General features: G+C 47.5%; 18 protein-coding genes. 17 read left to right on the plus strand and 1 reads right to left on the minus strand.

Translation table 11 applies throughout. From position 1 onward, the window contains the following. The first annotated feature begins 83 nt into the window (after positions 1–83). From murB to MKX75_RS13780, 10 genes are all read left to right on the plus strand, one after another. Positions 84–974: a UDP-N-acetylmuramate dehydrogenase gene (gene murB, locus MKX75_RS13735; protein ID WP_339170034.1), complete on the plus strand. Its 891-nt coding sequence runs from the start codon at positions 84–86 to the stop codon at positions 972–974. A gap of 231 nt (positions 975–1,205) precedes the next feature. Beyond that, positions 1,206–2,165 (plus strand): ABC transporter permease subunit, encoded by a 960-nt coding sequence (locus tag MKX75_RS13740; protein ID WP_339170037.1) that lies wholly within the window; start codon positions 1,206–1,208, stop codon positions 2,163–2,165. A 2-nt stretch (positions 2,166–2,167) separates the two neighbouring features. Continuing rightward, the gene (locus tag MKX75_RS13745; RefSeq protein WP_062836022.1) at positions 2,168–3,037 is read left to right on the plus strand and encodes a carbohydrate ABC transporter permease; all 870 of its coding nucleotides are present in this window, start codon (positions 2,168–2,170) and stop codon (positions 3,035–3,037) included. A 23-nt stretch (positions 3,038–3,060) separates the two neighbouring features. After that, entirely contained in the window at positions 3,061–4,599 is a 1,539-nt protein-coding gene (locus tag MKX75_RS13750; RefSeq protein WP_062834328.1) for an extracellular solute-binding protein, read from the plus strand. Further along, positions 4,596–5,924, plus strand: a complete 1,329-nt coding sequence (locus MKX75_RS13755; protein WP_339170040.1) for a Gfo/Idh/MocA family oxidoreductase — start codon at positions 4,596–4,598, stop codon at positions 5,922–5,924. The genes MKX75_RS13750 and MKX75_RS13755 overlap by 4 nt, the downstream gene beginning before the upstream one ends. 1 nt (position 5,925) lies before the next feature. Continuing rightward, a complete protein-coding gene (locus MKX75_RS13760) occupies positions 5,926–8,157 on the plus strand; it encodes a glycoside hydrolase family 88 protein (RefSeq protein ID WP_339170042.1) in 2,232 nt (743 codons plus the stop codon). A 102-nt stretch (positions 8,158–8,259) separates the two neighbouring features. Then, positions 8,260–10,539: an AraC family transcriptional regulator gene (locus MKX75_RS13765; protein WP_339170043.1), complete on the plus strand. Its 2,280-nt coding sequence runs from the start codon at positions 8,260–8,262 to the stop codon at positions 10,537–10,539. A 44-nt stretch (positions 10,540–10,583) separates the two neighbouring features. Further along, the gene (locus MKX75_RS13770) at positions 10,584–12,641 is read left to right on the plus strand and encodes a glycoside hydrolase family 65 (RefSeq protein ID WP_339170464.1); all 2,058 of its coding nucleotides are present in this window, start codon (positions 10,584–10,586) and stop codon (positions 12,639–12,641) included. 67 nt (positions 12,642–12,708) lie between these two features. Continuing rightward, on the plus strand, positions 12,709–13,854 hold the full coding sequence (locus MKX75_RS13775; protein WP_339170044.1) for a glycoside hydrolase family 88 protein: 1,146 nt from the start codon (positions 12,709–12,711) through the stop codon (positions 13,852–13,854). Continuing rightward, positions 13,851–16,394 (plus strand): glycoside hydrolase N-terminal domain-containing protein, encoded by a 2,544-nt coding sequence (locus MKX75_RS13780; RefSeq protein WP_339170046.1) that lies wholly within the window; start codon positions 13,851–13,853, stop codon positions 16,392–16,394. Before MKX75_RS13775 ends, MKX75_RS13780 begins: the two co-directional genes overlap by 4 nt. A 255-nt stretch (positions 16,395–16,649) precedes the next feature. On the opposite strand, the gene MKX75_RS13785 is transcribed toward MKX75_RS13780, so the two are convergent. Next, complete coding sequence (locus MKX75_RS13785; RefSeq protein WP_339170048.1) at positions 16,650–17,435, minus strand: DUF817 domain-containing protein; 786 nt, start codon at positions 17,433–17,435, stop codon at positions 16,650–16,652. A gap of 271 nt (positions 17,436–17,706) precedes the next feature. Here MKX75_RS13785 and MKX75_RS13790 point away from each other — a divergent pair, with 271 nt between their 5' ends. From MKX75_RS13790 to ccmA, 7 genes are all read left to right on the plus strand, one after another. Next, positions 17,707–18,042, plus strand: a complete 336-nt coding sequence (locus tag MKX75_RS13790; RefSeq protein ID WP_339170050.1) for an antibiotic biosynthesis monooxygenase — start codon at positions 17,707–17,709, stop codon at positions 18,040–18,042. A 136-nt stretch (positions 18,043–18,178) separates the two neighbouring features. After that, positions 18,179–18,523, plus strand: a complete 345-nt coding sequence (locus MKX75_RS13795; protein ID WP_062834334.1) for a YojF family protein — start codon at positions 18,179–18,181, stop codon at positions 18,521–18,523. 23 nt (positions 18,524–18,546) lie between these two features. Next, positions 18,547–19,221, plus strand: a complete 675-nt coding sequence (gene bshB2, locus MKX75_RS13800) for a bacillithiol biosynthesis deacetylase BshB2 (RefSeq protein ID WP_076331087.1) — start codon at positions 18,547–18,549, stop codon at positions 19,219–19,221. Positions 19,222–19,540: 319 nt separating this feature from the next. Then, the gene (locus MKX75_RS13805; RefSeq protein WP_339170053.1) at positions 19,541–20,929 is read left to right on the plus strand and encodes a NosD domain-containing protein; all 1,389 of its coding nucleotides are present in this window, start codon (positions 19,541–19,543) and stop codon (positions 20,927–20,929) included. Beyond that, complete coding sequence (locus MKX75_RS13810; RefSeq protein WP_339170056.1) at positions 20,926–21,507, plus strand: nitrous oxide reductase accessory protein NosL; 582 nt, start codon at positions 20,926–20,928, stop codon at positions 21,505–21,507. Before MKX75_RS13805 ends, MKX75_RS13810 begins: the two co-directional genes overlap by 4 nt. A gap of 28 nt (positions 21,508–21,535) precedes the next feature. Next, positions 21,536–22,357, plus strand: a complete 822-nt coding sequence (locus MKX75_RS13815) for an ABC transporter permease (protein WP_339170467.1) — start codon at positions 21,536–21,538, stop codon at positions 22,355–22,357. After that, on the plus strand, positions 22,350–23,063 hold the full coding sequence (ccmA, locus tag MKX75_RS13820) for a heme ABC exporter ATP-binding protein CcmA (RefSeq protein ID WP_339170059.1): 714 nt from the start codon (positions 22,350–22,352) through the stop codon (positions 23,061–23,063). Before MKX75_RS13815 ends, ccmA begins: the two co-directional genes overlap by 8 nt. Positions 23,064–23,066: the final 3 nt, after the last annotated feature.

The following is a 23,066-nucleotide window of genomic DNA, read 5'->3' on the forward strand; positions in this document are numbered from 1 at the left end:
CCTATTTAGCATATAATAAAGAAGGAGCATCTCATTTTGGCGATGGTGCAATCATTTCTTTATGAATTCAGGGAGAGAAAATCATGAATATTTTTGAACATCAGATACCTTTGGAAAAAGTGAAATTCAATGAACCGTTAAAAAATCACACGTTTATTAAAATTGGTGGTAACGCAGATATTCTCATCCATCCAACAACGATAGACGAAATCACAAAAATCGTAGAGATTGCCAACATACATCAATTGCCTCTGACGGTTATTGGCAAAGGGTCGAACGTCATCATTAAAGATGGCGGCATCCGGGGAGTAACGATTTCTCTTAGCCACTTCGATCAAATTAAAGTGAATGAGGACAGCATGATTGCGCAAAGCGGCGTTGATATCATTGATGTATCCAGACTTGCTTTGGAGCACAGCTTGACCGGTTTGGAGTTTGCTTGTGGCATTCCCGGCAGCACGGGGGGCGCACTGTACATGAATGCCGGTGCTTATGGCGGTCAGATCGCTGATGTAGTTGAACGTGCAACTGTGATCACCAAAGACGGCACAGTGTTGGAGATCCCACGAGAAGAGATGAGGTTTGGTTATCGAAATAGTCTCTTCAAGATGGATCACTATATCATACTGGAGGCCGAATTCGGGCTCAAAAAAGGAAACAAGGATGATATTGCAGGTAAAATGAAGGAATTAACGTTCCTGAGAGAATCCAAGCAGCCGCTGGAGTACCCTTCTTGTGGAAGTGTATTTAAACGACCCGAAGGACATTTTGCCGGAAAACTGATTCAGGATTGCAACTTGCAGGGCACTCGCATTGGAGGCGCTGAAATCTCCATGAAGCATGCTGGTTTTATCGTAAATGTGGAGCACGCTACTGCCCAGGATTATATGGATCTGATCCAATTTATTCAGAAGAAAGTATATGATACGTTCCAGGTTGAATTGGAAACCGAAGTAATTTTTCTGGGAGAATAACTTCGATGAACGACTTGAGAGGTCGCCTTTGGCGGCCTTTTTTTGTTGCCAAAGTAGTACCAACCATTCCGCCAGTGAATGAACCAATCCTACAAACCCGCGTCGCGCAAGCGATTGGCTCATGCTATGGCTGATTGAACGATTGTTGCTGACCCCGCTCTCCCTTAACATGTGAACAGAGGAGCCTGCTCGTCATTCACCATCATTTTGTCAAAGGGGGCCCGCGATCGTATGGCTGAGCTGTCGGAAACATCAACGTTGCAACCCGGGATTATAGTCAACAAACCCGTCAAACCAAGTTATCTGCGTAACATTCGAAAACACTGGATGCTGTATGTCATGATCCTGCCCGGCATTTTGTTCTATATTATTTTCAAGTACATTCCACTGGGCGGAAGCGTGATCGCATTTCAGAACTTTCAGATTATGAAAGGTATATGGAGCAGCCCATGGGTAGGCCTGGATAACTTCAAGTTTATTTTTACGTATCAGGATTTCTATCACGTGCTTCGAAATACAGCTCTGATTGCCTTATACAAACTGGTGATCGGATTTCCTGCTCCCATCCTGCTGGCGCTATTGTTCAACGAAGTGAGAAAAATGCTTGCCAAACGCTTTTTGCAAAGCCTGTTCTATCTGCCTCATTTTCTCTCCTGGGTTGTCGTCGGGGGGATCGTGTTTGAGGTGCTAGCCTCGGGTGGTTTTGTAAACGCTATCCGTGGGTGGTTCGGGTTCGAACCGATTTTGTATATGCAACAAGAGCAATATTTCCGTCCTATCGTCGTCCTGTCCTCTATCTGGAAAGAGGTGGGTTGGGGAACAATCATCTATCTTGCTGCGGTAAGTGGCATTGACCCTACGCAATATGAAGCGGCAGTGATGGATGGAGCGAATCGTTGGAAACAGACAATATACATTACACTACCTGCGTTATTCCCAACGATCCTGACGCTGTTCCTGCTGAATATCGGCAATTTTCTGGAACTTGGCTTTGATCAGATCTATAACCTGCTGACACCGATGACCTACTCGGTAGGGGATATCATTGAAACGTATGTATACCGCTCTGGTGTACTGCAAGGGCAATATAGCGTAACAACAGCGATTGGTCTATTTCAGTCGGTGATAGGCTTCATTCTGCTCTGGGTCTTCAATCGGCTTGCGAGAAAATCAGGAGAGGGGTTGTGGTAATGATCAAGCAGACGATTGGAGAAAAGCTGTTCCAAACCGCCAACTACATTTTCCTGACGCTTGCGGCCTTTACGATGCTCCTTCCATTGCTGCATCTGCTTGCGGTTTCCCTGAGTTCGCCGGTTGCAGCAGACTCCAAAGAAGTATTTCTGTGGCCTGTCGGTTTTACCTTCGCTTCATGGAAACACATTCTACAAAGCTCGGGTTTATGGCAATCATTTGGTGTAACCGTATTCATTACGGTAGTGGGTACTGCACTTAGTATGTTGTTTTCGGTGCTGACCGCTTTTCCGTTGTCGCGCAAAGAGTTCATGATTCGCAAACAAGTCATGCTGGGCATCGTTATTACGATGATTTTCAATGCACCGATGATCCCGTTCTTCCTGACGGTGAGGGAGCTGGGCATGATGAATTCCATCTGGTCTCTGATCATTCCTGGTGTAATTGGCACATTTAACATGGTCATTCTGCGTACCTTTTTTATGAGCTTGCCCAAGGAGCTTGATGACACAGCAAGAATCGACGGTTGTCATGACTTCCGAATTTTGTTCCAGATCTATCTGCCGCTATCCAAGCCGGTTCTGGCCACGGTCAGTCTGTTCTATGCGGTAGGATACTGGAATACGTTCCAGCGGGCAGTATTGTTCCTTCGTGATCCAGGACTCTGGCCTTTGCAGATGAAGCTGCGAGCATATCTAACTAGCCCGGAGGAGCTGGCTCAGGTGAACATGTTCCTAGGTGATTACAACTTCAATACAACGACGTTAAAAGCAGCGACGATACTTTTTGCAAGCGTTCCCATAATTTTGGTGTATCCTTATTTACAGAAGTATTTTGTGAAAGGTTCCTTGCTTGGATCACTGAAAGAATAAACCATGTTCAGGGGGATGATTCCATGAGAAAACAACTGACCCGCAAGATGATGCCGCTGATGCTCAGTCTAGCCATGCTGTTGGCCGCAGGATGTGGCTCGGCTACTACTAATTCCGGAAATGACGGTGGTAACGGCGAAGGCAGTGGTGGAGCTGTAAAAGTCAAAGTATTCAAAAGCCATATGGGTGTCGGCAGCTTGCCAACTGCGGATAATCCACATGTGAAATACATCGCTGAACAGACAGGAGTCCAGTATGAACTCATTACAACGCCTCCGGGTTCGGAGCCATCCGAATACTTGAACCTGATGATTGCCTCGGATGAACTGCCCGATATCCTGCGCCCGATTGGAGGCATTGAGCAGACGCTGATTCAACAGGGAGGCGCGTTGCCACTGGATGAATTGCTGCCTGAATATGCACCCCATGTGTGGGAAAGTATTCCTCAGGAAGCTTGGGATATCGTACGCTCTGCTTCACCTGACGGTAAAATTTATTATGTGCCCAAGGTATTCCTTGTGCCTGAACGTGCACCGTTAATACGTCAGGATTGGGTGGATAAGGTGGGTTTGGAGATGCCAAAGACCACTGATGAATATGTGGAGCTGCTCACAGCTTTCCGTGACAAGGACCCGAATGGCAACGGCAAACCGGATGAACTGCCAACAAGCGGCAGGGAATTCGGCAGATGGATGGACCATCTGTTCGCGATGTATGGTGTGGCGATGTGGGAAGGATATCCCGAATGGGATGAATACGATGGGAAAATCCAGTACGCAGGGACTACCGACAATATGAGGGAAGCAATCAAGTTCATTCGCATGTTATATGTGGAAAAACTGCTGGACAATGAAACCTTCTTGAACAAAGGGGAAGTGTGGCAGGCCAAAATCAATAATAACCTCGTCGGCAGCTGGTATCATTTGCCTGCAAATGTGCGAGATCGGTACAATGCGATGCTGACCCAGGCTCCAGATGCCTACATTGCAGCAATGCCGTTGCCCAAAGCCGAAGGGTTTGAAGCTTTTGTCACCCAGAAAAGCATGGGTGAACCGGAATGGATGATCCCAGCCACCAAACAGGATAATGCGCCAAATGCGCTGAAGCTGCTGGATTTCTTCTATAATCCTGAAAATGATGAGTTTGGTCGCTTTGGTCTTGAAGGTGAGCAGCATGAAGTCCAGGATGGACGCAAAGTCATTCTTCCACCTGCTGACAACAAACCGCTTGCCTTGGGTATGAAGAATCTGACCACAGCAGAAGACATGAACAAGCGGATTGAAGAGACATATCCGGAAGATCAGCAGCAAATGGTCAAAGACATGTTCGAAGTCAGCACTGCCGATGCACGGCAAATTGCAGGTGACGGTCTGCCAGCCTCTGTGTATGAAGGTTTTCCTGATATCCAGTCTCACAAGTTGTTTCAAGAGGTATTGACCAAGATTGTCATCGGCGAGCTGCCGATCGAGGCTTATGATGAATATGTGAAGAAATGGAATGCTTCCGGGGGCGAAGTGGTCACCCAGCGTGTACAGGAATGGTATGAGAAGGTGAGAAAATGAAAAAGAGATATGCCCTATGCGGGGTCAGCGGCAGAGCATTGGGACAATTTGCAAAACCAATTCATGAGCTATTCTCTCATAATTCAGAGGTTGTCGCCCTGCTGGATAGCGATCCTGCACGGTTTGAAGTCTATCGCGACCGTTTTCCTGAGCACACAGAAGTAGCGGTATATGGCGCTTCGGATTTCGGGATCATGGTCGACGAGACTCGGCCTGACTGTATCATCGTGGCTGGCAGGGACGATACTCATGCCCACTATATTGTTGCCGCGTTAGAGCGTGATCTCGATGTTATCACTGAAAAGCCGATGACGACTACAGGCGCTGATGCCAGACGTATTCTTGAAGCGGAAGCAAGGAGTAAGGGTAACGTCATCGTAACGTTCAATTATCGATATATGCCGATCCACATGCGCATCAAGGAATTGATTCAGGAGGGGAGACTCGGTCGCATCACTTCCATCGACCTTAACTGGTATATCGATACCCATCACGGCTCCAGTTATTTTAAACGGTGGAACCGTGAACGGGCATTCTCAGGCGGTCTGTCGGTGCATAAAAGTACCCATCACTTTGATCTGGTCCAGTGGTGGATCAATCAAAAGCCAGTTGAAGTTTTTGCCTATGGGGCACTGAACTATTATGGGGCTGAAGGCGAATGGAATCCGGCACAGGAGGACGGAAGACATTGCCGTACGTGCAATGTCTCAGAAGATTGCGCCTATTATTCCCGTTGGACGTCCCGCAGTCGTCAGATTCGGGTGCCGGATGACCATCTGAACCAACTCAGTACAGTAAGCCAGAAGGAGTTTCCGTACACTTCATACCGCCCCGACCAGTGTATCTTCGATTCCAGCATTGAAATTGAAGACACGTATGCTGCAACCGTGAAATATAATGGCGGCGCACTGATGAGTTATTCGGTCAATTTCTCTCTTCCCTACGAGGGTTACCGTCTGGCGGTAAATGGTACAAAGGGGCGTCTGGAAACACTGGAGTATCATATGCCCGCCCGGACGCCTTTTCCCACACCGGTCCAGACGATTGATTACTTTCCGCTCTTTGGTTCGAAAGAGACGATTCATGTTGTTCATCGTGAAGGCGGGCATGGAGGAGGAGATCCACTGCTGCTGGAGGATATTTTCCTCGGTGAAGATAAGAGACGCCCTTACCGAATTCTGTCGGGTGCTGAGGACGGGGCATATTCCGTTGCCGCTGGAGAAGCAGTGTGGAGATCTGTGGAAGAGCATCGGCCTATTTCCATAGACGAGATGCTGGGTGGTTGGGGCAGTAGAGTGCCCACCCACAAAGGGAGGGAGAAGTGATATGAGTAGCCATGTTTATTTCGAGCCAGAGGAGAGTATGGCTTATCAGAGTGGTGGAGGCATTATGCACGCTCTGATGAGCATTGCGGCAAGGTACATTGGAGCCAATCCTCCGCATCCCCCGGTCTACAGAGTGAGTCGACCAGGACTTGTGCGCAAGTGCGACGATCACCGTTACGTCTTTCCGTTGAAGGATCTATTCCCCAACATGCAGAGAGGACAACAGGTCTATGCATGGGCCAAACTGTGGAGCGACAGTGATCAGGAATTTGTTTTTCATATCACCTGCTTCGGACCTGTTAGGCTATATCATAATGGCGTGCTGATCTATGGTTCTGCTCCCGAGGAAGAATATCCTGAGATACCTGTTCTGAAACTGAAATGTCGATTGGTCAGAGGCTGGAATCACTTCGTTCTTGAATTCAAATTAAGCGAAAAGGGGGGAGGTGGCCAGTTTGGCACTGGCTCCCGGAAGAACAAACCACTTCACTTCATTGTGCCGACGTTCGAACGAGATGGGGAAGAAGGCTGGCTCTACACAGAGCCGTTGGATGCCCCGTTGTCGGAAATTCCTTCTGGCCCCATGCGAGAGAAGGACACTGGCGTTAACTGGTTGCCTCGGGAGGAAGACCCCGAGAAGGCATCGTCTCATGGACAGTTGGCACGGATGTACGGATTGACCAGTGGCATGTCTGCTTATGCTTGGACAAAGATAAATGGTATGAATTGTGGTAAAGAGACTGTGCTAATCTCCGGCGAGGCCTACAGTCCGATTGAATTCTTGATGGACAGCAAGGTGGTATTCCGACAAGAGCAGGCCGGACTCTTCCGTTTCGAACTTCCATTGTCTGCTGCGGTGCAAGATTTGACAGCGAACTGTGTATGTGGAGACTGGGATTGGGGATTCCGCATGGACCCGAGCACACAAGCGTTGCTAACGCCTGCACTGGATGTGAAAGGACATAGAGACAAATGGCTGTTCCTGGGTCCTTTTCAAGCGGAACAGGAGATTGATCTGGCTTCCTGCCAGAAGATGAAGCGGACTACTCGTAGCGGAACAGGTGAAGACGTATACTGGCGAACAGAGCTGCCATACGGAGAGGTACGTCCATTTCTGGAAAATGAATGGTTCGGCCGATGGAACTATCCCCTGGGCGTCACGTTATACGGATTGCTTCAGCTTGGCAAAGTGGGTCAACGATCGGATATTCGAGATTACGTGCTGAATCACATTGAATTTGCCTCTTCACGTTTCAGCTACTCCTTATGGGACAGAGAACGTTATGGTGCAGCTGGGCTGAATAATCAGCTCTCCCAGATCGACAGCCTAGACGACTGTGGATCTTTCGGCGCCACCATGTTGCTTGCCGATCGGGAACGCAAGTTGGACGGCGTTTCAGAGACGGCAGCTCATATCGCTGACTATATTTTGCATCAACAGTCCCGTCTGGAAGATGGCACGTTATACCGCAAGATTGGTGTCTCCAGATCAATGGATAACACGATGTGGTGTGATGATCTGTATATGAGCATCCCGTTCCTGTGTAGATACGCCGAATGGTCGGGTGACGATAAGCTGCTGGATGAAGCGGCAAGACAAGTTCTTTTGTATAAAAAGTATCTGTACATTCCAGAGCTGCAAATCATGTCACATGTATTCGATGTGGAGCGAGGTGAGCCAACACGGACCCCTTGGGGCCGAGGCAACGGCTGGGTGCTGTTCTCTTTGTCAGAACTGCTGACGGTCCTTCCTCAAGAGCATCCATCCTATATAGTTCTCATTCAGTTCTACAGGGAATTGTGTGAAGGGTACTTGGCATTGCAGGGCAGAAACGGACTGTGGCATCAGGTATTAACGGACCCCGAATCATATGAGGAAACCTCCTGTACCTCCATGTTTATCTATGCGTATGCCCGAGGGGTTCGAAAAGGCTGGCTTTTAGATCCGAAACCCTATGCACAAGCAGCGTATCAAGGCTGGAAAGGGCTATCGGAGCGTTCAATTGATAAAAGAGGCAATGTATACGGCGTATGTCGTGGCTCCAGCTACTCCTTCACGAATCACTATTACAAGCATGAACTGGGTTGGAATCTGAATGATACCCATGGGATCGGCATTGTACTTCTTGCTGGGCTTGAAACGATTTCCATGCAAGAATGGCAGACAAACAAGCCAGTTTTTGCTGCGGAAAGGGTCGGAACACCGGAGAAATTGGAGAAATCATCTTTTTAGAGGGAGAAAATAGGCTGTTGGACCGGGTCGTATTGGGCATATGGGAACGGTATAATATCGGTATATTGCATATGAGGTGGGATAATTGTGACCCTTTCCTTCTTGAAGTGGCTAAAATTCAATGTCACCAATACCCAGACCCGGCTGCTGCTGATTCTGACCGTCGTTGTCTTCATGATTATTATTGCGGTGGGGATGACGACGTATTATTCTTCCAAATCGGTGTTACAGCAGGAATTAAGTGAGCCGCAACACCAGATGCTGCGTATCAGCATGAATGATATTGATGAAGTGATCCGCGAAAGTGACCAGATTGCGGTGAAAATTGCACTGAACAGTAATGTATACCGATTTCTCACCAATGAAGTACAGGGATCATACCGCAATATTACGGAACTGGTACAATTTCTGGAAACCTTAATCAGTAGTACGTCCTTTATTAAGAGCGCTTACATTTATGATATGAATCGGGAGAGCATCGTTGCGTTTCCACAAGGCTACAGCTCCAGCAAGGTTAATTTCCCGGATTCGGGTTGGGTTGGCGTTGCCGATGAACTTGAAGAGCGTCCCATGCTGGTCAAGCAACGTGAGATTTCCACTTCTTCTGGTGCATCCATGCCGCAAATTACACTTTACCGAAAAATAATGATTGCTGGCGACTTAAAAGGGGTTATCGCAGTCAATTTCAAGACAGAGAAGATGTTCGAGCATATGCTGCTCTCATCCGTCTCCGACCTTGACAGCCATCGGTTCATCCTCGACACGAACAACCAGCCTATATATGATCTTGGCAACTATGCTGTCGGAGAGGATGCCGTTAGTCATGTGCTCACCCAACTGGATGGTGAAAAGCTTGGCGAGTTTAAGCATGAGGGGAAGCTTTTACTGGCTTCACAGACCATTTCACCGTACACCGGATGGCGCTATCTGTCCGTAATATCACAAGACAGTCTGCTGGCTAATGCACAGAAAATCCGTAATATTGTTTTCATCGTATCTCTGTTGGCTCTTGTAGCAGGAGCAGCTACAATCACATTTTACAATGCAGCTGCTTTTAGACCGGTAAGACGCATGAGGCAACTGCTGAGTGGGTACGACCAGGAGAGAATCCATCCGGAACAGATCGATCTTGAGAAAATAACCGGTCAACTGTTAACAGATCATGCTCAGCAGGCCATCAATCTCAGGCAGACCCTTCCGGAAGCTTCATCCAAATTTTTGACGGATATTTATAATGGACATATGACGGGAAATCGGGAAATTAGCGAGAAATGGTGCCGTTATTTCAAGGGTTGGAGCGATGAGCCACTCTCTATTGCCATGTTGTCGATTGATAATTATAAAGCCTGGTGTGAGCGTTTTACGAAGTCAGATCACTCCCTGCTGAAATTTGCCATTGGTAATATCATAGCTGAACTGTTGTCTGGACAGTGGCGAGTGTTATCTGCCGATCTGGGCAGAGACCGGATGCTCGTGATGTTGCAACCGCTTGATTCTGGCGGGGGAATGTGCGTAGCGACAGCAATACGAGAGACGATTGGCATGATTCCCCGCTTGCTCAAGTTCCAGGTGTCGAGCGGCGTTAGCGGGGGTCACGACGGGTTCGTACACCTTCAGCGAGCCATGCATGAAGCGGAGAGTGCGTTAGATTACAGATTGTACCGGGGGAATGAGCAAGTTATTTCGTATGAAGAGATATCAGGTCTGCAACCGCCGGAGAACACATCGGAAGAACATGAATTCATGACTCAACTGACGGAGATCGTCGAAGCAGGCAGAGGCGAAGAAGCCCTGAAAGCTTTTGACAAAATAATCGGTCGAATGGCGCATGAGCAATGGCATCCTTCATCTGCGCTGGCCTTTCTTGAAGCTGTTGCAGCTACACTTGAACGTATTCGCCTGAAGCGCGAGACAGATGGTTGCAGACTCGAAATGGTGGATATGCGGACCATGCATCTTGAGGCTGTCTGTGAAGTGCTGCGAAGTCAGATCGAAAGTTTGGCTGATTGGTTCGGTAGCCTTATGCTCAGCAAGGATTTTATACTGTGTCAACAGATGATTACATTTATGAACAACCACCTGGAAGATCCGGTAAGCATTCAGGAGATTGCCGAGCATGCCGGGATCGGAAGCAGTCTGGCAAGCCAGTTGTTCAAGCAGGAAATGGGGGATACCATCCACGGATATTTCACTAAGCTCCGCATGGAACGTGCCTGTGAACTATTGTTGGATACGGATTACAGAATATCCGAGATCGCAACGATGGTGGGTTATCAGCATGAGAACAGCTTTATTCGTGTGTATCGAAAATACAAGGAAATTACACCGGGTAAGTACAGAGAGATAATGCGAAGCCGTAGGGGTGTGCTAGGTGAGTCTTGATCCATACTTGAATCCGAGATAATGATAAGGAGGCAGAACCATTGATAGATCGACATTCAGTCGTCACCAGGAATCATCCGGTATTCACACAGCTTGAGCCCAGATCACCTTTATCAGTAGGTAATGGAGAATTTGCGTTCAGCGCTGATTTTACGGGACTTCAGACGTATCCAGATCTGTATGAAATACCTCTCGGTACACAATCCAACTGGGGTTGGCATTATACGGGCGGTCATCATGTATTCGGAGATGAGGATATCGTCTATCAAGCATTTGAGACACATGGCCGCAAAGTGCCGTATCCCATGAAACCCGAAGACAAGGAAGAAGCCTATCACTGGCTTAGGCAGAACCCGCATCGACTTCAGCTTGGACGCATTTCATTTCGTTTGCTAGGAAAAGATGGTCAGGACACGGACGTCACCCATGTCGTCCCGGTACGTCAGGAATTGAATCTGTGGACCGGAATTCTGCACAGTGAATTTACCGTGCAGGGGGAAAGAGTGCGTGTAGAGACAGCCTGTGATCCACGGCTCGATTGTATCGCCATTCGTGTACAATCCGAATTAATCCGTAAGCAGCGTCTGCAACTGTTTGTTGTATTTCCAGCGCCCGATATGACACACCGGAGCTGGTCAAAATCAGTATTCCCCGACTGGAAGCAACATGACAGACATTCTACTGTACTGACATCGGTCACTTCGACTTCGGCATCATTGAAACGTGTGCTGGATGAAGATGAGTATGCATTGGAATGGATCTGGGACGTAGGCCAACTGGAACAGACGGGAACTCACGAATTCACACTATCTCCCAAGGCCGTACCAGACTCGGACATCTGGTCGTGCAGTGTGTCTTTTGCTGCACATAAGCCGGAAACCTTGCCAGCAGATACAGTGTTGGGATCAAGCTCGGTCCACTGGAATCAGTTCTGGAACGATGGCGGAGTGATTGATTTTGAAGGGAGTTCAGATCCGCGTGCCGCTGAACTGGAGCGTAGAGTGATCCTATCCCAGTTCCTGAGTGCGGTGCACAGTGGTGGGTCCATGCCACCGCAAGAGACTGGATATATGTACAACAGCTGGTTTGGCAAAATGCATCTGGAGATGCATTGGTGGCATGCAGCGCATTTTCCGCTCTGGAATCGGACCGATCTGTTGTGCAAGAGTATGGACTGGTACCGGACCATCCTGCCAGAAGCACGCGAACTGGCACGCTCTCAAGGTTATGTCGGTGCGCGATGGCCCAAAATGGTGGGTTATAACGGGCATCAGACTCCGTCGCCGGTAGCTCCGGGATTGATCTGGCAGCAACCCCATCCCATGGCACTAGCTGAGATGTGTTATCTTTCCCGACCTGACCCTGCTATGTTAACACGGTATAAGGATATCGTATTTGAAGCGGCTGACTTTATGGTGTCCTATGCCCATTGGGAAGAGAAAAGACAAGCGTATGTGTTAGGTCCGCCGCTTATCCCCGCGCAAGAGAATCACGCCATGAACGATAGTTTGAATCCGCCTTATGAATTGGAGTACTGGAAATTTGGCTTGGAGATTGCCATCCTGTGGGCAGAGCGATTGAATCATCCAGCCAATCCAGACTGGGCAAGCGTGGCTTCGCGCATGGCTAAACCTCGACATGAGGATGGTGTGTACCTTGCACACGAGAATTGTCCGGACACTTTTACTGCTAAGAACCACGATCATCCCTCGATGGTTGGAGCACTTGGACTATTGCCAGGTTCGTTGATCGATCCGGAGATCATGAGAAATACGTTGCTCAAGGTCGAAGAGTGCTGGAACTGGGAGTCCGCCTGGGGATGGGATTTTCCGATGTGTGCGATGACAGCGGCCAGACTGAATGAACCAGAGCTTGCAATGGATTTCTTGTTAATGGATGCGACGAAGAACACGTATTTGCCTAATGGGCACAACTATCAGAGAGCCGGGCTGTGGGCATATCTGCCCGGGAACGGTGGCTTGCTGACTGCTGTTGCCATGATGGCTGCAGGCTGGACAGGGACGGGAGAAAAAGAAAATCCGGGATTTCCGCGGGATGGAAGCTGGACTGTGAAGTGGGAAGGTCTTCATCCGCTGATGTAATCGTCAGAAAGTTAACCCTCGAAATAACGGTACAGATGGCTTAGTCCATCAGAAGGAGGATTTCGATATGGTTGGAACTTCGACAAGGGCAGTTACACAGGAACGCAGAATGTCTGTCAAAATAGCAGATACCTTGCTTTCCGAATGCCAGAATGGCAATCACCCCAAGATTGCAAACAAATGGGGTTATGTAGGCGGGATGACGTTGATGGCACTTGAACGCGCTGCCGAATGGAATCAAGAATCCCGTTATGCGGAACTTGTTCATCGTCACATGGATGACCTCATCGAGAATGACGGCACCATTCGCACCTACCAGTTGAATGATTACAACCTGGATATGATCAATGAAGGCAAAAATCTGTTCATTCAGTGGAAGAATTCCGGCAATGAAAAGTATGTTAAAGCGATCCTGCACCTCGTTGACCAGCTTAAAGGACAGCCTCGGACAAGTGAAGGTGGATTCTGGCATAAGAAAATATACCCCTTTCAGATGTGGCTGGATGGCATTTATATGTCTTCACCCTTTCTGGCGGAATACGCCAGTACTTTCGATCACCCCGAGAGCTTCGATGAAGTGGCACGGCAGATTCTGTTGATTGAGCGAAAGACACGTAATCCACGAACTGGTTTATTGCATCATGCCTGGGATGAGAGCAAGGAACAACGCTGGTGCGATCAAAATACTGGTCGATCCTTTCATGTTTGGGGCCGGGCCATGGGATGGTATGCAATGGCGGTGGTGGATGCACTGGAGCATTTTCCGATGGATCACCCACAGCGCGGACAGATCATGGGTATATTTGAACGAATGGCCTATGCGATTGCTCACGCTCAGGATCAGGATAGTGGACTCTGGTACCAAGTGATGGATCAGAACGGAAGAGCGGGAAATTATCTAGAAGCCTCTGCTTCCTGTATGCTGACCTATGCACTTGCAAAAGGCCTCAGATTACATTATCTGGCTGAGCTGAACCGTGAAGTCGTTGATCATGCCTATGCAGGCATATTGAAGCGGTTGGTCACTGAAGATGAAAATGGGGTGCATCTGCACCACATCTGTCATGGTGCCGGACTTGGTGGCAAGAAGTATCGGGACGGTTCTTATGAATATTACATCAGTGAACCGGTCGTTAGTGATGTACAGATGGGCGTAGCTCCATTCTTGTTAGCCAGTATTGAGATAGAGAGACTTGGAGCGAAAGAAGGGTGAAGCATCACATAGACCATCCAGACACCTCAGGCACACGGCGGGACAAGAATAAACTTTTGCTGAAATATCCCTCATCTTGGTGGCAAGGGATGTGGCGAGAAGCACTTCCTTCCGGAAACGGTAAACTTGGTGCTTCAGTACAAGGTGGAATTCAGGTGGAAACCGTACTTTTGCAGCACAGTGAATTATGGCACTGGGGGCACAAGGCTGAGCTGCCTGATGTCAGTTATACCTTATCAGAGACCCGCAAGTTAATGGATGAGGAACGATATCTGGAGGCAAGCTGGCATCTGACTCGTAAGCTGCAAGAAGAAGGTTACGCGTCAAGGTTGTCTTCCCGCTATCCGCTGGCAACAATGACGGTGGGCATGCCATGTAATAACGCTTTTCGCAAATATCGGCGGGAACTGGATATGGACACAGGAGAAGTTCAGGTGCGCTGGCTGGAGGGGAGTCAGAGCTATGCAAGAAATCTGTTTGTCTCGCGTGCAGACGATTGTGTTGTCTATGAGATCCAAGCCCATAGAGTGAAAGATGGAGTAAGTGCACAAGAAACAGATTCAGCTGGGCATTCATTGCTGTCGGGAACTATAGGCCTGCAATTCCCGGAAGGTGACCGGGTGAGAGAAGACGATGAGTTCAACGTTCTAAAGTCGTCTATAACGATGAGAATCGACCGGGATGATCATGGAGACTACCTTTGCTATGGCGGCAAAAATGACGATGGACATGACTATGGTGCGGTGCTACGACTGATCCAATTGAACGAAATACCTGATGTGATTCATGATAAGCAAAAGGAAAGCGAGCCTAACGAAGCCACGCACAGCAGGCAACTTCATTTCCATACCTCTGGAAAAGTGCTTGTGCTTGTCAAAATGTTTGCTACGGGTAGACGAGCGGAGGAATGGACACGGTTGAAGCAGGAACTCGCATTGCTTGATAGCGACTACAATATGTTGCTGGATCGTCATATCTCACTGCATCAACCGTTATTTAAGTCCGCTGAATTTGATCTGGATGATGAGAATGATGACGGGCGCTGCAATGAAGAATTGCTTCTGGAAGCCTATGAAGGTGAAGCACCTACAGGGTTAATTCGCAAGATGTGGGCCTATGGTCGATATCTCTTCATCAGCGGAACTTCTGAACATAGCGGATTGCCATTTGGATTATACGGCTTGTGGGGTGGAGATTATCGCTTGATCTGGGGCCACAATATGGCGAATGAGAATGTGCAAATGATGTATTGGCACACTGCGGTAGGTGGTTTATCCAATCTGAATCGTTCGTTGTTCCGCTATTACAACGGATTAATGGATGACTTTCGGGACAATGCTCGCAAGCTATATGGATGCCGTGGGATTTACATTCCAGCTGGAACAACACCGGGTATCGGGGTGCCTAACCAGATTGTTCCAGTAATCATGAATTGGACGGGAGCAGCAGGATGGATCGCCAGGCATTATTATGCTCATTATCAGTTCACTGGGGATAAGCAATTTCTGCTGGAGGAAGCCCTGCCCTTTATGAAGGAGGCCCTTCAGTTCTATGAAGATTTTCTGGTGCTGGGTGAAGACGGCAAATTTAAGATATACCCGTCTGTTTCGCCAGAGAATACACCTGAGAATTTTATGCCTAAGCATGGACAGCCATTGGCCCACCCTATGCCTACAGCCATTAATGCGACTATGGACATTGCGATTATTAAAGAACTGCTACAGCATGTCATTGCAGCCAGTCGACTAACTGGAGTGCATACGTCTAAGATTTCTTGCTGGGAAGCCATGCTGGAGCATATGCCCGATTATCTTCTTGAACCGGAGGGAGCTGTGAAAGAATGGCTGCATCCTGCGTTTGAAGATCGACGTGATCATCGTCATCTTTCACACCTGTATCCTGTTTTTCCAGGACAGGAGGTCACCCGTGAAGAACAGCCAGAACTGTTCCAAGCGTTCGAGACAGCAGTTGATCAGCGAAGGCTTGGTGCCCAGAGTGGCTGGTCTCTTGCACATATGTCGTCCATATATGCTCGACTTGGCAATGGTGAGCGAGCGCTTGAAAGTCTCGATCTTCTTGCACGCTCCTGTGTGCTGAGTAATGGGTATACCTTGCATAATGACTGGCGCAATATGGGGATATGTATGTCCATGCCTGCTGCCCCGATTCAGTTGGATGCCAATATGGGCTGGGTTAATGCAGTACAGGAAATGCTGCTTTATGTATCAGAACAATGGATCAAGCTGCTGCCGGCTTTGCCAGAACGCTGGGTACGAGGTTCCATACACGGCTGGCGTATTCCTGGAGGTAGTCTGTCCTGCACATGGGATCAGAGTTCCGGTTTGTTCCGGGCAGAAATCAGCGCCTGTCGCCGGATCATGACGAAGCTTCATATCCCTGAATGGGTAAAAGCATGCGAGATGCTCAGTAGAAATGCCTGCCTATGTGAACTTGATGAGAATGGCATCTATGAGCTTGAGATTGAAGCTGGAGGGGAACTCATTCTGGAGCAAACAAGGTTTGGAAAAAATGATGAATAAAATGCCGCCCTTTGGCGGCATTTTTTACATAGGGATCTAATCAATCTAATAACTGCCGGTCGTATCTGCTTCACCATTTCGGCTAATCTCCCGGATAGGGACGTAATGCGGTTGATGAATAACGATCAGTTGAACGGTATCTCCGGATTGGATGCCATACAATGAACAGGTCGCCTCACTTCCTACGATACCATTGAAGACTTATATTCCAGTCTAAGCGTGCTGCTGTTCTTATCGTTAGGAATGTAATGGTGGTTAGATGGCTTTTGGATCATCTGCGTTCCGATTGGCCTTCACATATTTAAGCTGTGCAACGATGATGACGCTGATGATCACCAGCAGGAACCACGAACTGATCTTACTGAAGCTAACCAGTTGCCAGGCATCATGCTGATCAGGATATTTCCAGGCATTGAAGAATGTAGCGATGTTCTCTGCAGTCCAGATGAAGAAACCAACAATGATAAATGCGAGTGATAATGGCATTCGATAGGTCGTTGACCTTACCCGGTAGATAATCCACGTTTTATAGAAGACAATAAATACAAGCGCCGTCAACCACCAGCGAAAATCGGGAATAAAATGATGGGTGAAAAAGTTGATATAGATGGCTGCTCCGAGCAGAACGGAAGGTAATAAACCAGGCCAGCCGGTCATGTCCATGCGCAGTCTTCGCCACACCTGACACATAAAACTGGCTACACTTGCATACATAAATCCACTATACAGAGGGACCCCAAGGATTTTGGTATAAGCTTGCTCAGGGTATGACCATGATCCCATCCATACTTTATAGATTTCCAGCATCAGACCAATAATGTGAAATACACAGATGACCTTGATTTCATCCCGGCTTTCCAAACCACTTCGATACATCAGATACTGCACACCAAGCAATACAAGAAGAATGGCATCATAGCGATGCAGGAAAGGAATCGGGATTACGCTGGAGAGAGCCAATGTTCCAAAGATCGCTACAGGAAATATGCAACTCATGGCCTGATGATAGCCGAAATGAAGTAGTTGTATTAGAGGTTTCAATTCAAGTTTAACTCCTTTCCAAACACGTTTGAGCATAATTCATTTATATGATTTAAAGGTGTTCATCATGGGCGTTTTTTGCCTACACTTCATAATATAGAGTTCATCGGTGAATAAAAAGAGAAAAAAACACGCAAATCTGTTCTTGTTTTCAAATTATAACGATTCCCTTTCATTGATAATGATTTTCAATTAGATTAGAATAAAAGAATAAAAAACTCACTATGTCTCTCATAACGCTAGGCATGTGACTCTACCAGGAGGAATGAATATGTTAATACAAACTCGAAGTATCATTGTCAAAAAAGGAAATAGCGATAAGATCGTGGAACGTTTCAGTGGTCCAACTCCTGTTGTGGACATGCCCGGTCTGATTGATTTCAGTGTCACGGTCAACAAGAAAAGTACAGAAAACGAAGAAGTGATGGTCATCATTCGCTGGGAATCGGAAGAAGCATGGAAGAATTGGGAGAAAAGTGATGTTCATATCAAAGGGCACCGTGAGAAGAGAACACAGGAGAAACCGGATTATCTAATAAGCACGACCGTAAATATGTATCAGGTACAGACCGTGAAGACAGGTAATGGTTCCGAACAAGGGTCATAATCAGCCTGCGATACTTGGAAACTATCCGATTCTATGAGAAGGTTCTATTAGTGTATGACAGGGTCGCTCCATGTATATTCTCTCGTGGTTATGTTAAAATGAAATTCGTACAATTACATTAGACAAGGAGGCCGCTATGCAACCGATCAAACCTCAAGACATTCAGCTCCGGATCAATCAACTTGCTGATCAGGACTTATACGTACATCTCGAACTCACGTCAGGTGCTTACGCACACCACATGGATAGCACAAGACATCCAGCATCTGCATTCATTACCAATGCGGCCATACGATATACGCAGGGCTCCATCTCAGGTACAGGTCCTTACCGGGTTGGTCTGAAAACAACTCAAGGTTGGCTCTACGCCGAAGGCCTTACACACATTGATGAGCAAGAAGAAGAAAGACTGATTCTGGCTGGTCACGACAGTCAAGGCAAGCTGGTTGTGGCGTTACAACTGAGTCGGGAGATGTTCTGATGAAGACGGAGGATGGAATAACCATGAATACTACACACAACGAGCATGAGCGCATCTTGGTGGTGTACCCACATCCGGATGATGAAGCTTTCTCTGTATCAGGAACGTTAGCGAAGTACATAGATGGCGGGGCTCATGTAACCTATGCTTGTCTGACACTGGGCGAGATGGGGCGCAACATGGGGATTCCTCCATTTGCCAACCGAGTGACGTTGCCTGGCATCCGTAAACGGGAACTCATCGAAGCTTCTGAAGCGATTGGTATTCAGGACCTCAGGATGCTGGGCTTCCACGATAAAATGCTGGAGTTCGAAGACCCACAGTTACTGGAAGACACCATCATGTCACTACTGAAAGAGTTAAACCCCACGCTGGTCATTACGTTCTATCCAGGGTACAGTGTTCATCCCGATCATGATGCAACGGGAGCTGCTGTTATACGTACAATTGCTAAACTTCCTGTGGATGAGCGTCCGATTGTTCACTGCGTTGCATTCGCTAATAATCAGGAACAGTACATTGGCAAGCCGGATGTATTCGTTGACGTAACCGAATTTTTGGACAGAAAGATGGCGTCCATTCGTGCCCATCGTTCACAATTCCAGGCAGCGGAGCTTGTAGGAAATACTGAGCTGAATGATGAAGAAATCAAGCGTCGTTTCGGTAAAGAAACATTTTGGACCTACCCATTTGAATAATATAATTAAGTATAAGTCGCCTATACGGCGGCTTTTTTCGTTTGACATCACAATATCGACACAAAAATGTAGGGTCTATAGCCTGATTGAGCTATATGGAAAAAATATCGTTTTAAGTACACTATGATCAGGATTGTGATAACGCTTCATTTATGGCATTGCTTCAATTGGATGAGGAACATGGAGGGTTGATGCGGAGTGGAAAGGAGGGATGGCGTGTACAACCAAGGTATATTTGGAGTAAACGAAAGACGTGTTGAACACAATGCCACAGCAATGAACATCTGTAACAAGGAGCTGGAATTGCGCAGGAAGTTACATGCGTAATCCTTGGGTGAAGTTAGGTACATTCAAGAGCTGTGAGAAGAGTACGGGGCGAGGATTGGTTTTTCTAATTGGCCTGATGATTTTCATATTATTTTTCCCGCATGGTAAGGCAATGGCCGGCTCCGGCGAGCGTGATCTCATTCCCCTTCAGCCTATAATTGACCGTTCTGCACCTGGAGATATCATTCATCTTGCAACAGGCCGATATTCCGGCCCTGTAACGATTGATAAGAACATCACCATTCAGGGTGATCCTACGGGCATAGTCGTGAATGAGAAAACCACCTCTACGATAACCATTCAGTCAGATGGGGTGAAGTTGAGCGGGTTTACAATTGAGCATAATGCGAATGAACTGACCGCAGCGATTCAGGTTGAAGGAAAAAACAGTGAGATCACGGATCTGCATATTCAGACTCAGGGTTATGGGATGATTATCCGTAATTCAATTCATGCGACGATTCAGCGGAACAACATTACGTGGGCCGGGTCTGATTCTGCTTCCAGTGGCCAGAAGGGCAATGGCATTGATCTGTACAACTCCCATGATAGCTACATTGAAGCCAATGAGATCACCGGCATGAGGGATGGAATCTATCTGGAGAACAGTCGCAAGTCTACTGTGCAAAATAACAGGCTGTTACATACAAGGTACGGCATCCACTGTATGTACATTGACGGCTCTTCTGTCATGGACAATACCGGAGAGGAGAACATGACAGGTGCCATGATTATGGGCGTCAAGAATACGGTCATATCGGGCAATTCTTTTCGCAAACAGAGTACGAATGTTCATTCCCAAGGCATTTTATTGTATGACGTGCATCAATCCTCAATTCACAACAATGTGGTGGAGGGGAATCGTGTCGGCATGAATATTGCAGAATCATCGGGTAATGAGATCCATGACAATGCGGTGCTTCGGAATTTTGTTGGCATCCAGCTTGTTCTGGCAGAGGCGAATGAGTTTACACGTAACCAAATGGTGTCTAATGTCATTGAAGCTTCGGCGCTGGATAGCCCGAATAATGTCCTGATGGAGAACTACTGGGATTCCTTTCAGGGGCTCGATCTGAATCGGGATGGGATCAGTGAAATATCCTATGCCATCAATCCTTTTTATGAGCAATTGGTCAGTCGAAATTCAGCGTATCAGCTCTTTTTCCAATCGCCGGGCATGGTCTTTCTGAGTGACTTATTTACAGAGGGCAGAGAACAATGGACAACCGACAAATCGCCTCGAATGAGCATGGATACGGGATCTGACCTGAACATGTCAGTGGAAAGGCCAGCAAGATCCAATGTGGTGTGGATGCTTGGTTTAATTCTGCTGGGCGTAGCAACTTTTATAATCATCTATATGGGGGTATTACGAAAATGAACAAAAGTTTGAACAGAAGATGGACATTGGTCATGGTACTTATGTTTGGTATGGTATTGTTAACCGCTTGTGGAACAAAATACGCCGCATTGCCGATCAATGAAGACGTGGATATCTGTGCGATCTGTAAAATGCAGGTGAAGGACGATGCGTATGCAACGCAGCTCACTACGAAAGACGGCCAAAATTACAAGTTTGATGACATCGGTTGCATGAACCAGTGGAAAACGGAAAATGGCACAGATAACATCGGCATGGACTATGTACGTGATTACAATGACAAGGAATGGATTGAATACAGCAAAGCCACGTATGTATACGATGCTTCATTACGCACGCCTATGGCCTATGGAATTCTTAACTTTAAGGACAAGCCATCGGCCGAAGCTTTCATTGCAGAGCAAGGTGTGGGAACCATTATGACCGCTGAGGATCTTGCTTCTCATGATTGGAAACAGAATACAGAGAACATGGACATGATGGGTGAACATGGGCATGATGCACACGGACATGGTGAAGAAGAGGCAAATGAAGGAACACACCAGGAAGGTGAAATGGAAGAAGAGTCGGGTCACTAGGTATGATAATAGAAAATGGTGATCAATGATGGCAGATATGATACAGATTGCAAGACGAGAAGTGAAGATGGGATTTCGCAATCCCTGGGCGTATTCGTTTCTGATCCTTTTTTGCACATTTAGCCTAAGTTTGTTACTCCTGAATTCGCAGAATCTGGTTCAAGGATATTCGGGCACAACAGGTTCGATGTTGAATCTTATTCTCTACCTTTTGCCATTAATGACGCTGTTCCTCGGTTCCTTCTCATTAACATCCGAAAAGGAAGACGGTAGCTGGCAACTTCTGTCCACGTATCCCATCGGCACGATGTCTTTTATTGTTGGGAAGTATCTTGGGCTGTCGATTGTCTTGATCACCATTGTTGCGTTTGGATACGGCCTGATGGGGGGCATTAGCGGGTTGATCGGGAATCCACTGGATGTCATGACATATCTTCTCTTTCTGGCATTTTCCTGTGGACTGGTGTTGTTATTCCTGACGCTGGCGCTATTTATCGGTTCGTTGTCGCGCAATCGGTGGCAGGCGTTAACCATATCCGTGACCGTATGGTTCTTCGCTGTTATTGGATGGCCGACGTTATTGCTCTCTGTGCTGGGATTGATGCCTTATCTGTGGGTCAAACCGCTGTTGATTATACTAACTCTCATCAATCCGGCTGAGCTGGTGCGATTGTTTGTCGTAATCAAACTGGGAGGCGGCTCCATTCTGGGACCGGAATATTATCAATGGGTGGAATGGGTGCAGCAACCAAGTGGCAATTGGATTTTCATCGGGATATGCCTGTTCTGGATTGCCTGCTCTGTCCTGGCTGTATACGCGATCTGGGAGAGGGGGCGTTCTCATGGATAAAGCGGGACTCGAAGTGAGAGGATTGTGCAAATCCATTAAAAAGCAACCAATTGTTGAGGATATCTCCTTTCGCATTACTTCAGGCCAAGTGCTTGCCCTCTGTGGAGGGAATGGCGCAGGGAAAAGCACGGTGCTGCGTATGATCGCAGGAATTCTTCGGCCTACCTCCGGTGAGGTTGCGGTGAACAATGTGCGATGGTTGAAGGAGCGCAAGCGTTATTCGCAGCAGATTGGATATATGCCGGATGATTATCAATTTAATCAGGGACTGAGTGCGGAGGAAATGCTTCTGTTCTGGGCTTCTCTGAGGAAAGTCCCCAAGGAGAGAGTACAGGAAGTATTGACCATGGTAGGCTTGGAGGATCAAAAGAAAAACCGGGTAACGACCTTCTCCAAAGGTATGCGCCAACGTGTGTTATTCGCCCAGGCTGTACTGTCGAAACCTCCACTGCTCATCATGGATGAGCCAACAAATGGATTGGACCCATTCTGGATGCAGGAATTAGCTCAGCTGCTCAAGGGTATCAAACAAGATGGCCACATGGTCGTGTTCTCGACCCATCAGTTGGAGATTGCAGACGATATTGCGGATCAGGTGATATTCATGAACCATGGACGTAATGTTGGAGAGGGTTCCTCTCACGACTTTCGTGATCAATTCGGTTCGCTCCATGCAGCATTTCATCAAAGTCTTGGCTTAAAGTGAAGG

Origin of the sequence: Paenibacillus sp. FSL R5-0341, assembly GCF_037975235.1 — a bacterium.
Taxonomy (GTDB): Bacteria; Bacillota; Bacilli; order Paenibacillales; family Paenibacillaceae; genus Paenibacillus; species Paenibacillus amylolyticus_A.